At 39.4% G+C, this 16964-nt stretch carries 12 protein-coding genes; 7 read left to right on the forward strand and 5 right to left on the reverse strand.

All coding sequences use genetic code 11. The annotated features are described in order from the left end of the window. Window positions 1-17 precede the first annotated feature (17 nt). Window positions 18-1280: a cytochrome c3 family protein gene (locus B3H30_RS04005; RefSeq protein WP_070563536.1), complete on the reverse strand. Its 1263-nt coding sequence runs from the start codon at window positions 1278-1280 to the stop codon at window positions 18-20. A 491-nt stretch (window positions 1281-1771) separates the two neighbouring features. Between B3H30_RS04005 and B3H30_RS04010 the strand changes: the two genes are divergently transcribed. Then, window positions 1772-2152 (forward strand): methionine-R-sulfoxide reductase, encoded by a 381-nt coding sequence (locus B3H30_RS04010; protein ID WP_046674140.1) that lies wholly within the window; start codon window positions 1772-1774, stop codon window positions 2150-2152. On the opposite strand, the gene B3H30_RS04015 is transcribed toward B3H30_RS04010, so the two are convergent. Beyond that, window positions 2142-3152 carry a LacI family DNA-binding transcriptional regulator gene (locus B3H30_RS04015; RefSeq protein ID WP_112373823.1) on the reverse strand — a complete coding sequence of 337 codons (1011 nt, stop codon included), beginning with the start codon at window positions 3150-3152 and terminating at the stop codon, window positions 2142-2144. The two genes, B3H30_RS04010 and B3H30_RS04015, sit on opposite strands and share 11 nt — an antisense overlap. Before the next feature lie 147 nt (window positions 3153-3299). Between B3H30_RS04015 and B3H30_RS04020 the strand changes: the two genes are divergently transcribed. Beyond that, window positions 3300-5582: a GH92 family glycosyl hydrolase gene (locus tag B3H30_RS04020; RefSeq protein WP_286833347.1), complete on the forward strand. Its 2283-nt coding sequence runs from the start codon at window positions 3300-3302 to the stop codon at window positions 5580-5582. Window positions 5583-5659: 77 nt separating this feature from the next. Beyond that, window positions 5660-5986, forward strand: coding sequence for a DUF493 domain-containing protein (locus tag B3H30_RS04025; RefSeq protein WP_070563528.1), 327 nt, complete (start codon window positions 5660-5662; stop codon window positions 5984-5986). Between the two features lie 294 nt (window positions 5987-6280). Here the strand turns inward: B3H30_RS04025 and pnp are convergent, their stop codons facing one another. Next, complete coding sequence (gene pnp, locus B3H30_RS04030) at window positions 6281-8467, reverse strand: polyribonucleotide nucleotidyltransferase (RefSeq protein ID WP_112373826.1); 2187 nt, start codon at window positions 8465-8467, stop codon at window positions 6281-6283. Between the two features lie 170 nt (window positions 8468-8637). Between pnp and B3H30_RS04035 the strand changes: the two genes are divergently transcribed. Next, a complete protein-coding gene (locus B3H30_RS04035; RefSeq protein WP_139144929.1) occupies window positions 8638-8880 on the forward strand; it encodes a hypothetical protein in 243 nt (80 codons plus the stop codon). 211 nt (window positions 8881-9091) lie between these two features. On the opposite strand, the gene rpsO is transcribed toward B3H30_RS04035, so the two are convergent. After that, on the reverse strand, window positions 9092-9370 hold the full coding sequence (rpsO, locus tag B3H30_RS04040; protein ID WP_046674145.1) for a 30S ribosomal protein S15: 279 nt from the start codon (window positions 9368-9370) through the stop codon (window positions 9092-9094). 104 nt (window positions 9371-9474) lie between these two features. Further along, the gene (locus B3H30_RS04045) at window positions 9475-10686 is read right to left on the reverse strand and encodes an acyltransferase family protein (protein WP_286803454.1); all 1212 of its coding nucleotides are present in this window, start codon (window positions 10684-10686) and stop codon (window positions 9475-9477) included. A 227-nt stretch (window positions 10687-10913) separates the two neighbouring features. Here B3H30_RS04045 and B3H30_RS04050 point away from each other — a divergent pair, with 227 nt between their 5' ends. From B3H30_RS04050 to B3H30_RS04060, 3 genes are read left to right on the forward strand one after another with little or no spacing between them, the layout of a single operon-like run. After that, the gene (locus B3H30_RS04050) at window positions 10914-12080 is read left to right on the forward strand and encodes an ROK family protein (protein ID WP_286752304.1); all 1167 of its coding nucleotides are present in this window, start codon (window positions 10914-10916) and stop codon (window positions 12078-12080) included. A gap of 49 nt (window positions 12081-12129) precedes the next feature. Beyond that, complete coding sequence (locus B3H30_RS04055) at window positions 12130-15354, forward strand: SusC/RagA family TonB-linked outer membrane protein (RefSeq protein ID WP_286803453.1); 3225 nt, start codon at window positions 12130-12132, stop codon at window positions 15352-15354. Between the two features lie 19 nt (window positions 15355-15373). After that, window positions 15374-16954, forward strand: a complete 1581-nt coding sequence (locus B3H30_RS04060; RefSeq protein WP_156167642.1) for a SusD/RagB family nutrient-binding outer membrane lipoprotein — start codon at window positions 15374-15376, stop codon at window positions 16952-16954. Window positions 16955-16964: the final 10 nt, after the last annotated feature.

Consider the following 16964-nt stretch of genomic DNA (forward strand, 5'->3'; position numbering starts at 1 on the left):
CGTATTTCAAATAATTATTAATAGTGACACTTACCACACTCAAGACCACCGATCATGGCTGCAGTCATTTTCTCACCTTTCTTAATTCTTTCGTGTGCTTTGATCAAATCTTCATAGTATTTGTTATCCGATTTGATATCTGTCTTTTTGTGACAATCAACACACCATTTCATCGTCAATGGAGAGTATTGGTATACTTCTTCCATATTTTGGATTGGACCGTGACAAGTTTGACACTCAACACCAGCTACCACAACGTGTTGTGAGTGGTTGAAGTAAGCAAAGTCAGGTAAGTTGTGGATACGAACCCATTGAATTGGTTTCGGATTGTTACCGTAAGTACGCGTATCAGGATTCCAATCCAATGCACGATAGATTTTAGCAATTTCCGGAGAAATCTCACCATCATAATGCTCTGAAGCAGTGATTGTATTGTGACAGTTCATACATACGTTAGCCGATGGAATAGACGCATTTTTAGATTTAAATGCTCCACCGTGACAGTATTGACACTCAATTTTGTTAACACCCGCGTGGATTTGGTGCGAGAACTTAATTGGTTGAACCGGCTGATAGCCTTGGTGAACACCAACGTTCCACATGGTCTTCCAACCACCTACAGCTAATAATGCAACTAACATCAAGACTGTAAAGCCAACCAACTTTTTGTTTTTAACGAATGCTTTCGCAAACTTCACAAAACGTTGGCTATCTTCTGGCTCTTGTTGCGCAGCAATAGCTTCTTGGTTTTTAGCAATTACATTTTCTAAGGTACGGATCACACGATTCAACACCACGATAACCACTACAGCCAAAACAACAACTGCGATCAAGCCCAAAATCATGAACATAGACGCGTTATCATCTTTAGCGCCAGCACCACCAGCAGCAGCCTCTTTCGGTTTCTCCTTAGAAGCATCGGTGATATACGCTAATACCGACTTGATCTGATCGTCAGATAAATCAGTAAAAGAAGTCATCACAAGCTTGTTGTTCTCTTCGAAGATTTTAACTGCATCAGCATCGCCAGACGCAATTAAAGCCTGAGAGTTCTTGATCCACTTGATTAACCAAGCTTCGTCTTTCGTCTCTGGAATCCCCTTTAAAGCAGGACCAACCACTTTTCTGTCAATGGCGTGACAGGATGTACACTTAGATTTGAAGATTTTTTCACCTTCCTTGACATCTTGCGCATGCAACGTCGTAACGGCAAATAATAGCATCAAACTCGTTGACACCACCCTCGCAAGGCTTCCCAAAACGGATGAGATAGTTCTCATATTTAGCACTTTATACTATTTATTTGTGAATGTAAAAAATTAACTCCCATGGTTAAAGGAGCCACTACCCCCCTAACAATGCCACAAAAGTATGATTTATTAACAAATCGCTGACAATTTTGTGACCTTTAATATCAATTTATAATCATTCTAAACAAATGCGTTTAAACAAGGATAAAAACAACATTACGCTATTAAAGTGGTTCCATCACTACAACTTTTCATTTGAATAGCTACCCAAATATAAGACAATTCCATGACAATTTAAAATATTCAAAATAACAGATCGCAGAAGACACAAAAGGTTTTTTTTCGACTTAATTTCCGTAACTTTATCAAGATGAATGGAGACTGGGCCAGGATCAATTCCCAGACTGAAAATGAAAGAATCTGGATGATACTACTTTTATAGAGATGCTCTTTTATATAAAGGAATAGATTGATCCCAGTCGACCGCTCCTGTCAAAATCAACGACTAACATACGACAGCCATGGAAACAAACAAAAAATACAACCCGCTAAGTAAAGAAGAGGAATACATTATTATACACAAGGGAACTGAGCGGCCTTTTACGGGTGAACTTTTAGACAATAAGCTCAAAGGAACGTATATCTGCCGCCGTTGTGACAGCCCGCTATACCGTTCGGAGTCGAAATTTGAATCTGGCTGTGGCTGGCCAAGTTTTGATGATGAGATTCCTGGAGCAATTACAAGGATCACCGATGCCGATGGTCGCCGCACTGAAATCCTTTGTAGCACATGTGGCGCGCATTTAGGCCATGTATTCCTCGGAGAAGGCTTTACGACAAAAAACACGCGTCACTGCGTTAATTCTATTTCAATGAAATTTGTAGCCGATACTACGAAGTAACTTTCACTTTAGTCGACTCACGAACTTTCAGTTCACAAGGCAACACCATTCTACGTGTTGCTTTTATTTTACCCTGAAGACGAAGCAACAAAATATTAATCAGGTTCTCAGCAATGTCCTTGATCGGCTGCGAAACAACTGTGATAGCAGGTTCTACCAACTTAAAAACTGTATGGTCGTCAAAAGCAATGACTGCTGGCATCGTAAAGTTGAACTTTTTAGCGGCCTTCAAGCCCGAAATCGCCAAATAGTTAGTGGAGAACAAAACAGCATCCAGCCTGTTTTCACAGATGAACTCCCGCAAAGATTCCATCGCCTCCTCATCCGAAGCATCCATTTGGATCTTCTGGATAAAACTTTGCTGCTTATTATTATCCATAGCTTTCATATAGCCATCTGAACGCTCTTTCATTTGAGTTTGATCCGAGTAGAGCGATACAAATCCGATACGTCTATAACCTTGTTGACACAAATGGTTACTTGCATCAAAGGCCCCCTGAAAATTGTCGGCCCCAACATAGTCTGTTTCAAGCCCCGGAAAATATCGGTCGAAGAGCACAACCGGGATATTATTCTGCTGTAACTGCTTTACGGTATCTTCCAAACCATCGGAAGGTGTAATAATAAAACCATCCACCTGCCGATCGTAAAACATCTGGATCAACTCCTTCGCTTTTTCTACATCATTGTTGGTACTACAATAAATAATACGATAGCCCTGCTCATAGACCTTACTTTCGATCAGGCGTGCTATATTCCCAAAAAAAGGATTGGAAATATCTTCGATAATCAAACCTAGAATCTTCGTCTTCCCTGTGCGGAGACTTTTTGCCAACTCATTGGGCTTATAGCCGACCTTTTTGACATAGTCCAAAACCCGCTTAGTCAAAGCCTCACTAATACGCTTTTCTTTTGCCTTATCATTTAAAATAAAGGACACAGTAGTTACAGAAATCCCCAAGGCCTTTGCGATATCACTGATCAGAATACGTTTCTTCATGTAGTAGTAGTAGGTTTGTTAAGTTTTTTATTACGAAGATTACTAAAGTAAAAAATTTAACGACAATTTACTAAAATAATAATAAAATTGCGCTAAAAGGTTTTATTTACTAATTTTAAGCAGTTTTCAAATACCCGAACAAAACCTATGACAGGAAATAAACTACTCAAAACAGTGTTGGGCACACTAATTTTACCATTTTGTGCGCAAGCCCAGCAAAATCTTACACAATATGTCAACCCCTTTATTGGGTCCGCGGATCATGGCCACGTCTTTGTTGGTGCGAATGTACCTTTAGGTGCGGTGCAATTGGGGCCTACTCAAATTCCACAGATTTGGGACAAGTTCAACGGATGGGATTGGTGCAGTGGATACAATTACAAAAGCCAGGAAATTTTAGGTTTTACCCATACCCACCTGAGCGGAACAGGTATCGGTGACCTCAACGACCTTATGATCGTTCCTGCTAACGGAAAATTACAATTAACGCCCGCAGAATTCAACAAAATGAATACAGGTTATGGCTCTTCCTTCAAAAAAGAAAATGAGGTAGCAAAACCGGGATTCTATAGCGCTTATTTAGATGACTATCAGGTGCAGGCCAAACTGACAGCCACCGAACGTGTTGGTTATCATCAATATCGCTATGAAAAAACAGACAATGCACATATTTTGGTCGATTTAGGTTACCATATCAATTGGGATAAACCGACAGACACCTACATCAAACAGGTGAACGATTCGACCTTTGTTGGTTACCGCTTTTCAACAGGATGGGCGACTGACCAAAAATTGTATTTTGCCATCAGAACTTCCCAACCGATACAAAAAGTAAGATTTTTCGAAGGTAAAGAAGAAAAATTAGGCCAAACAACATTCAAAGGACAGGCAATCAAAGCGGCTTTATTCTTTGATGCTGTTAAAAATAAAACCATCGAACTCAAAGTCGGTATTTCTCCGGTAAGCTCGACCAATGCGCTGAACAACATCAACGCCGAGATTCCAGGCTGGAATTTTGAAAAAGTAAAGCAAGACGCCGATCAACGTTGGAACAAAACCTTAAATAAGATTCAATTTGAAGCCGACAAAGATACGAAGACAATCTTCTATACGGCATTATACCACACCTACTTCGCTCCTACCATCTTCAACGATGCAAATGGCGATTATTTAGGAACTGACAAACAAGTATATGAAAAACAGGATTTTGTCAACCATACGGTATTTTCGCTTTGGGATACTTACCGTGGTCTTCATCCTTTGATGACGATCTTGGAGGACCGTAAAATCAACCAGGATTTTATCAAAACCATGTTGGCGATCTATCAACAACAAGGTAAATTACCCATGTGGCACTTACAAGGCAATGAAACCAATACAATGGTTGGATTACCTGCAATTCCAGTGATTGCTGACGCCTTCTTAAAAGGAATTATTGACGAGAAAGATTATCCTTTGATGTGGGAAGCTGTTAAGACCACGGCCATGGGTAATGATCACGGTCTGAAATATGCGCGTGAACTGACTTACATTCCTATCGACAGCATGCCTAATGAGTCTGTAGCATGGGCATTAGAGTATGCGATTGCTGACTTTGGTGCTTATAAAATTGCCGAAAAACTGGGTAAAACAGAAGACGCTGCTTATTTCAAAAAACGCTACAAACTATACGAGCAATATTTTGACAAAGAGGTAGGTCATTTCGTCGGTAAAAAAGCCAATGGCGAGTTCCGCAGACCTTTCGACCCCCTCATGGCCAAACACCGCGAGAATGACTATTGCGAAGGTAATGCATGGCAATACACCTGGTTAGTACCCCAAGATGTCAAAGGGCTGATCAATCTTTTCGGTGGCGAGGAGAAATTTTTGAAAAAACTGGATTATTTTACGACCATGTCATCGGATCTTGGTGGTGAAGCTTCACCGGATATTTCAGGACTAATCGGCCAATATGCGCAAGGTAACGAACCAAATCACCATATCCCCTACTTGTATGCTTACGCGGGACAACCTTGGAAAGGTGCAGCCTTAGTCCGTAAAGCGATGACTGAGTTTTACACAAACAGTCCAGCTGGTCTATGTGGAAATGATGACGTCGGACAAATGAGCGCATGGTATGTATTCTCGGCAATGGGCTTCTATCCATTAAATGCAATGAGTGGTGTTTATGTCTTCGGTTCGCCGATGATGCAACATGCGAATATCAATCTACCGAATGGCAAAACGTTAGCGATCGATGTTAAAAACCAAGGCAAAGCCAATCCATATATCAAATCAATCAAATTAAATGGCCAGCCTTACGCCAAAACGTTCATTACACATGCGCAGCTTTTAGCAGGTGGACAGATGGAAATCGAGATGAGTGCTACGCCACACAAAAACTTTGGTAAAAACAAAGCCGATTGGCCTTCAAGCATTGACAATAATTAACTGAAAAATTGTCAGTAAAACATTACTGGATTAATATTTGTTAATACCTTAATAACATATTTAAGGAGAAACAAAACATGGCAGATTACAAAAACATCAATATACAAGATATCCCTGATGGAGGTGATAATCCAAAAGACTTCTATGAAACTTTTAAAGAGCGTTTGGAAGACTTAGAAACATTTCCAAAGGACTATACGTATAAATTTATCTTACCAAAAGATCAGGACCACTTCAATCAGATCCAGAGCGTATTTGATGACACAGGTGCACAGTTTGATTTTAAGGATTCCAAAACAGGTAAGTATACTTCAATTACGGTAAACTTGAACGTAAAAGACGCCGATCAGGTAATCTACTTCTACAAAGAAGTAGCGAAGATAAAAGGTGTTATCATGTTATAGGTGTTATCATGTTATAAAAGAATAAATCAGGCTGTCGAATTGACAGCCTGATTTGTTTTCTGATCTACATATTAACCTAACTCCTCCCTATTTCAGCATAACGACATCAAGCCAATAATCGCCGCTAAATCTTTTACTAGCATAGTGCAGCTTGAATAGATTAACAGCAGTCTCCTCATTTAAAAAATCCAAAATTCGTTTGACATCCCGCCGGGCAGCAAACAGTTCCTAACAGCATTTTCCATAAAAAAAGCCCGCGTAAAGCGAGCTTTTCATATCATTTAAAGAATAAACTTATTCTTGACCAGCACCAGCTACAGGAGCTTCGCCAGCAGGTTTATCCTGCTTTGGTTTGTCTTCTTTCGGCGGACGAGGCAATAAAGCTTTACGGGAAAGCTTCATTTTACCTTGTTTGTCGATATCCAACAATTTAACCGTTACTTTATCACCTTCTTTGAAGATACCGTCCATTGTTTCAAGACGTTTCCAGTCGATTTCAGAGATGTGCAATAAACCGTCTTTACCAGGCATGATTTCAACGAAAGCACCGAATGGCATAATTGATTTCACTTTACCTTCGTAAGTTTCACCAATCTCTGGTTTAGAAGCAATCGCTTTGATACGACCTACTGCATCATCAATAGCCGCTTTATTATCTGCGAATACTTGAACAACACCTTTATTATCAACTTCTTCGATCGAAATTGTAGCACCGGTCTCACGTTGCATTTCTTGGATAATTTTACCACCTGGTCCGATTACAGCGCCAATAAATTCTTTATCGATCAACAATTGAACGATACGTGGTGCATGTGGTTTGTAATCTTCGCGAGGAGCAGAAATTGTTTTCTTCATCTCACCCAAGATGTGTAAACGCGCTTCTTTTGCTTGATCCAAAGCTTGCGTCAATACTTCCCATTTCAAACCATTGATTTTTAAGTCCATTTGACAAGCAACGATACCTTTTTCTGTACCCGTTACTTTAAAGTCCATATCACCTAAATGATCTTCATCACCTAGGATATCCGATAAGATCGCATATTTACCTGTTTTCTCATCAGAAATCAATCCCATGGCAATACCTGAAACTGGCGCTTTCAATTTCACACCGGCATCCAAAAGTGCTAATGTACCAGCACATACAGTTGCCATAGAAGAAGAACCATTTGACTCCAGAATATCAGAAACAACACGGATAGTATATGGATTTTCACTGTCTGCAGGAAGTACCTGTTTCAATGAACGCATTGCTAAGTTACCGTGACCAACTTCACGACGGCCTGGACCTCTGTTAGGTCTTACCTCACCTGTAGAGAATGCAGGGAAGTTGTAGTGAAGAATAAACTTGTTATAACCGTTGATAAAAGCACCATCGATCATTTGCTCATCGTCTTTAGCACCTAAAGTAACCGAAGTCAATGATTGTGTTTCACCACGTGTGAATACAGCTGAACCGTGTGCAGCAGGCAAGTAATCTATTTCTGACCAGATTGGGCGAACTGTACGTACGTTACGGCCATCTAAGCGAATTCCTTCATCTAAGACAAGATTACGAACAGCATCATACTGAACATCGTGGAAATATTTTTTAAATAAGAATGCGGTATCATCATCCAATTCCTCTGGCATTGTTGCTCTGTACTCTTCCGCGATTTTTGCGAAGTTTTCAGAACGGTCATGTTTTGCAGAAGCAGATTTTGCAATAGCGTAAACCTTATCGTAAGTAGCTGCAAAAATAGCATCTCTCAATTCAAGGTTTTCAGGCTCATGGTTATACTCACGTTTAACCGTTTTACCAACTAAGTTAGCCAGTTCTACTTGAGCAGCAACTTGTTTTTTGATCGCTTCATGAGCAAAAGCAATTGCTTCTACCATTTCAGCTTCAGAAATCTCTTTCGCTTCACCTTCAACCATACCGATATCTTGTGCAGAACCAGCAACAATAAACTCTAAAGTTGCATTTTCAAGCTCAGACAATTTTGGGTTGATGACCAACTGACCGTCAATTTTCGCAACACGCACTTCAGAAATCGGTCCATTGAAAGGAATATCAGAAACAGCAATAGCTGCAGAAGCAGCCAAGCCCGCTAAAGCATCAGGCATAATATCTTTATCTGCAGAGATCAAGCTGATTGCAACTTGTGTATCTGCGTGATAATTTTCAGGGAACAAAGGACGTAATGCACGATCTACCAAACGTGAGATCAATACCTCATAATCTGACAATCTAGCCTCACGACGTAAGAAACCACCTGGAATACGGCCAGTTGCCGCATATTTTTCTTGATAATCTACAGAAAGGGGTAAAAAATCAACACCAGATTTCGCTTCTTTAGCTGAAACAACTGTTGCAAGCAACATCGTATCACCTTGTTTTAATACTACAGCCCCATCAGCCTGTTTTGCCAATTTACCTGTAGACAATTCGATCTGGGTGCCATTACCCATATCGATGGTCGTTTTAATTTCGTTGTAATTCATTTAATCTTGTTTGCGACATGCTTTTCATCTTGTTGGCAGCATGCCAATATTTTAAATACATTAGATTTCAGCACAAAGGTAAATTAAAATATTAAGATTAGTGCAATTAACAGCAGGCTAAATCATCAAACCATCGTAATACGGCAGCAACCGCCTTAATCTGTCAAGCAATGAATCAATTGAAGTCTTCTCAAGTTCTCTTATTTCTCGAAAAAGGCTTCCAAAGGCTTATCAATTATAACGAGGAATCTAGCCTGTCGCGTAGTATAAAACAATATAAGACAAGTATAAAACATGGCTATCATTTTCGGAGATTCCTCGGTGCTTCTTCGGTACTTGTTCGGAGCTTGTTCGGTACTTCTTCGGTTGGAAGCGAAGAAATAGCGAGCAAGCTCCGAGGAAAAAGCGATTAAATAAAGACTAAATAGTGAAACTGAAGTAAGGGATAAATAGGCCAATGTCGTCCGCTAACCTAAGAAAGTCCTGAACAACTACAAAAGGCCATGACGAACAGAAAACGACCATGCTGACGCGAAAAATACAATAACAATTCGGGCACGATAAACACAATAAAAAAAGCCATCCAAAAATTGGATGGCTTTCTTAACACCTTTGTATTAAAGCTTATTTGATAATATCACGTAAACCTAGACCTTTAATGATCGCACGGTAACGGTTGATATCTTTTTTGTAAAGATAAGCTAATAATGAACGACGTTTACCTACTAACATTTGTAGGGCACGTTGTGTACCGAAATCTTTTCTGTTTTTTTTCAAGTGCTCAGTTAAGTGAGCAATTCTCTTAGTGAATAAAGCAACTTGACCTTCAGTAGATCCTGTGTTTGTAGCTGATCCAGCAAATTCTGCGAAGATATCAGCTTTGTACTCTTTACTTAAATACATTTCCTGAATAATATTAAAGCGTTAAAAATTTTATTAATTGGCTGCAAAGATAGCAAAAATCTTCGGTTGCCAAAATAATTTAATAAGCAAAGGTTCAGCCACTATTAAACCTTTACGTAGATTTTCTTCTTATCCAACCAATAGCAGATTACCCACATCAACGTTAAGAAACATAGTGAATAAACAAAAGAACCAACTTCTGGTATCCCAGGCACTTTCGCGCAAACATATTTATAAAACCAGGCAAAAGCGTCGAGGTATTTTTGTGTACCATCCTCTTTTACGCCATCAGGAATGCGGAACAATCCCAAAAAGCGTGGTAGAACACCGCTCAAGACAAAGATGAATAACGGATTTTTACCAAAAACATCAAAAAACTGTGTCAATTTATTTTTCACCCCCTGCACTTCAATAAACCAGATCATACCACCTAGTGTCATGGTTGCCAAACCTGTTGTATAGAGCACATAGGAACTCGTCCATATTTTTTTATTGATCGGAAAACCCAAGGCCCATATCCAAGCCAATACGACCAAAATAAATCCGGTCACAAACATTCCCGCCAGCAATTTAAAATGAGGCTCATTAGAGGGCGGTACTTTAGACCACAACCAATCCACCTGACCTTGTTTTTTTATAAATACACCAACTAAATACCCAAAGACGACCTGAACAATCGTCGGTAATGTGCTCATCAGTCCTTCGGGATCGAAGGGTACCCCCTCCCCTTTGTAAACATGCGGTAAACCTAAAATGGCAATATCATATTGTGTACCGAACCAACCTTCTAAGCTATAGGGATCTGGTCCTCCGGCTATTGCACAAATTGCCCAATATAACAACAGAATAATCGTCGAGATCCAGATTATCGTTTTTTCCTTAAAATAATAGGCGAGAATTGACGCAAAGCAGTAGGCTACGGCAATGCGCTGCAGTACTCCGAAAATCCGAATTCCACGGCTCGGGTCCGCTCCGTCTACCCATTGCTTCAACACAAGGGCTGCGCCATCCCATTTCACGAAAGGCCACCAGTTTATAAAAAGTCCGATCGCAAAAATTAAGACCGTCCGTTTAATTACTTTTTGCCAAAATATCGCCGGACCAGCTTCCTGTAATCGTGGGATAACAAAAGACATGGCATTACCCACTGCGAAAAGAAAAAAAGGAAAAACCAGGTCTGTAGGCGAGCAACCATGCCATTCTGCATGTTTTAGCGGCGCAAACATATGAGCCCATGTCCCCGGATTATTCACCATAATCATCAGTGCCACAGTAGCCCCACGAAAGACATCCAAGGAGTAATAGCGTTGTTTCATAATCAGATTGTATAATTAAAAGGTAAATATAAGCTATTTGATATTCATTTTTATGCATAATCTATGATTTAATGGCACAAACAGGAATACAAATTGTTACACAAAAACAAAAAAAACAAAGCATAGCCGCAACTTTTTAAATTTTTTTAAAAAGTATTTTGATCTTACATGCGATTTAACATATCTTTAACAAAAGTTTAATCAACTTTTAGAAACCACACGAACTAATGGAAAAAGAAATATTGAAAAACCTTTATTTTGATTCTGCGCTTTCTATTGCAGAGTTGGTCAAAAAACTCGCTAAGAGTACACCTTCCATTACAAAAATAATCAATCGTTTACTTGAAGAAAAAATAATTGTTGAATGTGGTTTTGCAGAATCTACCGGCGGAAGACGTCCTTTGCAGTTCGCAATTAATCCAGCACTGAATTTTTATATCTTGACGATTTCAACCGATCAGCATTTTTCCACATTTACATTAACAGATCTTAATCAACAGACGATTATCGAACACCGTGATGTTCCCCTAGAATTGAAGTCCAGCAACTCTGCTGATTTACTATTGGACGAAATTGAATCGATTTTGGAACTATCGGGAATCCAAAGGGACAAAATAATTGGTATTGGTCTAAGTATACCAGGATTTGTCAATTCTGAATTGGGTGTCAATGAATCTTATCCCCATAATCATCCTTTATACCGTATCAAAAGTAGCATAGAAGCAAAATACCAAATATCAACTGTGATAGAGAATGACTCCAGATGTATTGCTATCGCAGAAAAAGAGTTTGGATCAGCAAAAGATATTGATCATTCACTCATCATCAATTTAAATTGGGGTGTCGGATTGGGCATTATTATCAATGGCTCTGTTTTTAAAGGCGAATCAGGTTTTGCTGGAGAATTTAGTCATATCCCACTTTCGGATGACAACACGTTATGTTCTTGCGGAAAAAGGGGATGCCTGGAGGTAGAAGCCTCCTTAGACGCAGCCATTCGAAGTACGGAAACTGATATCCAAAACAACGAATATTCGATTTATAGCACCTTTGTAAAAAGTAAACTCAACAAAATAGACGCCTTAATTGAAGCTTCGAATGTGGGCGATCAAATCGCTATCAATAATTTAGGAAAAATAGGTTATATGCTAGGTAAAGGCATATCAACACTTATCCATATTCTGAATCCAAAACAGATCATCGTTAGCGGAAGAGGTGCAGAACTGGGACGAATTTTGAATCCACAAATACAAATTGCCATCAATGAATTTTGCATTCCTGAAATTGCAAAAACAACGAATGTTCAAATGTCATCTTTAAACAAACATGCACAAATCAAAGGTACTGCAGCGATTGTAGTCGAAAATCACATTAATAAAATTTTAACAAAATAATAACCACACTAATCATTTACTTATTGTAATTCATACTAATCATTAAAAAATGAGTCTATTTTACAAAAAAGCAGCGGGTATAGCATTGTGTACGCTATTTAGCGCCACTTCGCTTTACGCACAACAAACCATTACTGGTACAGTAACTGACGCCAAAGGTCCAGTTTCAGGAGCGACAGTTTCTGTTAAGGGTACTGCCAAAGGAACGCAAACAAATGCAAGCGGAACCTTTACGATTCAAGCCGCTCCAGGAGAAGTATTACGTGTTTCTATTGTCGGTTACCACACGCAAGAAATTACGGTTACTTCCGCTAAATCGATTAAAGTCTCCTTAACTGAGGACGCTTCAGCTTTAGATGAAGTTGTTGTAACTGCGATGGGTATCAAGCGCGAATCTAAGGCGCTAGGATATGCAGTTAGCAATATCAAAGCAGAAGAAATTACCAAAGCGGGTAACACCAACTTTGGATCAGCACTATACGGTAAAGCCCCAGGTGTGAAAATTACCACTGCTCCGGGTGGTTCTGCCAGTGCGGTTAACGTTCAAATCCGTGGTATCAATTCATTAAACTATCAACGCCAGCCCCTCTATGTTGTCGATGGTATCATCATCCGTAACGATCAACAAGGTGGTGCGACTGGTGCAAACAATAATAATTATTGGGACGATCAACGTATTAGAGGTAATGGTATGCTGGACATCAACCCAGCTGATATCGACAATATTTCCATCTTAAAAGGTGCCGCAGCCAGTGCACTATACGGCTCGGACGCTGCAAGTGGGGTAATTGTTATTACAACAAAGAAAGGCACAAAAGGAAGAGGTCTAGGAATTGACTTCAACTATAATGGATCAATCGAAAGAGCAGCCTTTTTACCGAAGTTCCAAAATATTTATGGACCCGGTTACGACGCAGCGACAAACATCGCTAACGGCGCATCTGCCGAAGGTTGGTTTACAGATGCTAATTCTCCATCAGGAAGAAGACCATACTATAGATCCTACGGAAGTTTTGGTCCAAAATTCACTGGCGAAGATGTTATGTGGTGGGACGGACAGGTACGTCAATACAAAGCACGTGAAAATAACTACTACGACGTATTTGACAAAGGCTACAATTCCAATATTAACGTTGGTATCTCAAACCAAACAGAGAAAATTAACTACCGTTTGAGTGCGACCAGAATGGACTATAAAAGTACGAGCCCTGGTAGTAAACAAAACAGAAATACCTTCAACCTTAATAGCACGCTAAAACTTAGCGACAAATTGTCGACCGATATCGTCGCTAACTTTATCAATACCAATACCCACAACAGAACCTATCTGTTGGGTCAGGTACTTGGAAGTTTCGACGGGTTTTTCAGCAGAACAGAAGATATGTCTGCCATGAAAAATGCGTATCAAACCACTGACGGCTACAAATATTCCAAATTTGGAACAGGACGTCCTGAAGACTTCAAATACACGATGAGGGCTTCCAACCTCTTAGATTATTTTTGGAATCAATACAAAAACAGTTATGATGAGACCGAAAATAGGATTTTAACAAGTGCCACATTAAACTGGGATGTTGTAAATCACTTGAAACTCCGCGGAAGAATCGGTAATGACTTAACTTCTGCAACGAGCATCAACAAGCAATACAACGAATATGCAACGGCTTACAATTCAACTACCAGCAGTTCTGGAGGCTTCGCAACTTCAAAAGGAGTCTATTCGATCCTGTATGGTGATGTAATGGCAACCTATAGCAACAAAATCAATGCAGATTTCGACTATTCAGCGAGCGTGGGTTTCCAATCGAGATCAGAGCGTTATGATGATCAATCGTCAAGTACAGCAGGTGGTCTTGTCACAGAAAACTGGTTTAGCTTAAGCAACAGTTACGCGCAGGCAACAACTTCAAATAGCAGAAAGGAAATGCTAAAATATGCCTACTTTGGTTCCTTAAATATTGGCTATAAAGGATTCGCTTACTTAGACGGTACTTATCGTTCTGAATATTCTTCTACACTACCTTCATCGAACAATAATTATCGCTATGGTTCGGTTAGTGGTAGCTTTATTTTCAGCGATGCTTTCGATATAAAGTCTGATAAGTTCTCCTACGGTAAACTTCGCGCTTCCTACGGTATTGTTGGTAATGATGCAGCAATCTACGAAGCAAATATCGCTTACAACCAGAATCCATTATTGACGATCAATGGCGCTGTTCCATCATTGACCTACAGAAACAATTATGGAAATCTCAATCTACGTCCTGAGCGTAAATATGAGGTTGAGGTCGGTATGGAATTGAAGTTTCTAAAAAATAGATTAGGATTGGATGTTAGTTACTACAACAACTATATCGACGACCAGATCTTAGGACTTACAACACCAGCCTCTACAGGGGCTACTTCCCAAATTTTGAATATAGGAAAAATTGCCAATAACGGTTTGGAGCTTTCTATCAACGGTACCCCAATTCAAAATGAAAACTTTACCTGGAATTCTAGACTAAACTATTCATTTAATAAGTCGACAGTTAAAACCCTAGCACCGGGCGTTGAAGAATTGGTATTCTACTCTGCCGATGAAAACTCTTTGAAGATTACGGCAAAAGAAGGTGAGAAATTAGGAAATATTTACGTTTATGACATTGCCAAAGATCAAAACGGCAATAATTTGATCTCTGACGATGGACTCTATGTGATCGACAAAACCAAGTACAAATATGCTGGCAACATTATGCCAAAAGCGATAGGCGGTTGGACCAATACATTTACCTATAAAAACTTTATGTTAGACTTTACTGCTGATTATCGTTTTGGAGGTAAAATGGTATCCGAAAACCTCAAATACGGCATGAGTGCTGGTCTATATGAAAACACCTTACCATATCGCGAAAATGGAGTGACTTTGCAAGGTGTTAACGCCAATACAGGAAAAGCAAACGATGTACATTTGAGTGCTGCAGAATATTACATGAACACATTCGGATGGGGTGCAGATTCTTGGACTGAAAAAGGTGCCGTTTACGACAACAACTTTATCAAATTAAGAGAATTGTCTATTGGTTACCGTATTCCAGACAGTTTCACCAAAAGACTTAAAATTAACAACTTAAAGGTTTCTTTATTGGGCAGAAATCTATTCTACTTCTACCGTACATTGAAAAATCTTGACCCTGAAGCTCCAGTAGGTAACAAATGGTGGGCACAAGGTGTAGACGTTGGTTCATCTGCTGCTACCCGAAGTTTCGGTTTTTCATTGAATGCTAATTTTTAATTTTTTACCCACGAGAATCATGAAAAAAACTTTTCTTTCTATATTAACTTTGGTTTCGGCCCTATCGACGATGGTCGGCTGTAAATCACAACTTGACGACAAGTTTCAAAACCCAGATGCATCGACAAAAGCAAATATTCCGGCGTTCTTTGCCGAAATGCTAAATAATGATCGTGTAAGACCAGCTTATTACCACTACCGTACATTTATTCTGTCCAATCAGGCAGTATATACGCAGACAGCGTCTTTTTATCCGTCAAATACCATGTATCAGCCGAACGATAGCTACTCTTATGCATATTGGACGGATTTTTATGCTCCTGGTGTACTGGGTATCACAAGAAGCATGGAAAAAGCATACGCTGAACTTCCTGAAGCGGAGAAAGCAAGTAAAGAGATCTTTATCCAAACGGGCAAAATTGTATTGTTTGACGAAGCATCTAAACTTGTTGACAACTTTGGAGATATCCCTTTCAGTGAAGCCGGTAGTCTACCAACAACAAGTACGATTATTAAGCCAAAGTTTGATGCGCAAAAAGAATTATACAATCAGTTCATCAGCGAATTGAAAAATATCAACACGTATTTATCAACAGCAACGACCAATCCCGATTTTTCAAAATACGATATCTTGAATAGCGGGAATGTTGCGAAATGGCGTAAGTATGCCAATTCACTTCGCCTGCGTCTATTGATGCGCATTTCTTTTGTTGATGAGGCAAAAGCAAGAACTGAAGTACTTGAAATGCTGAATAACCCAACACAATATCCATTGGCAGATGGTGGCGCAACGGCAAACTATAACCCCAGAAATGAAGACATCTTATTGCAGCCGCTAACCAACTATACCGGAACATTGAGACAGGCTTTGATTGAAGGTCCTAACCAATTCGCAACAGATCATATGTTGAACAAAGTGATGTTACCAGCGAATGATCCACGTATTCCGGTACTTTATGATAAATTCGGAAAAACAGTAGACGGTAAGTTTGTTCAGAACAAAGAGTATAGAGCAATGCCAATTTCCTTTACTTCAGCGGATATGGAGAAGAATTATCAAGACTACGCTGTGTTGGATTCGGCAACTATCTTCGACAACAATGCTTTGCCGGGAATTGTCATTACCGCTTCTGAAACCAATTTCAATAAAGCTGAAGCGTTATTAAGATGGGGAGCAAGTAATGCAGCCAAAGATGCTTACGATGTCGCTGTTAAACAATCCGTTTCTTTCTATTATTATTTAAATAATTTAAATACTTCAGGACTGAAAACAGAGAAAAAACCTACCGATGACGTCATCAATGACTTTGTAGACAAATCGACTATCAGCTTTTCAACAACTCAAGCAAAGAACCTAGAATTAATATGGACTCAAAAATGGTTACATTATGGTTTTTTACAGGCACAACAAGCTTGGGCTGAATTGAGACGTACAGGATATCCAATATTGACATATCCTGTGGCTGGATTGGCTAATTACGCAAATCCTCCTAAACGTTTATTATATCCTACCCAAGAGATTTCAAATAATAGTTCTAATTACGATGCTGTTAAAGCAAATGATACAAGAACAACTAAAATCTTCTGGGACGTCAAATAGATGATCACAC

This window comes from Sphingobacterium sp. UBA7038 (assembly GCF_002494055.1).
Lineage (GTDB): Bacteria > Bacteroidota > Bacteroidia > Sphingobacteriales > Sphingobacteriaceae > Sphingobacterium > Sphingobacterium multivorum.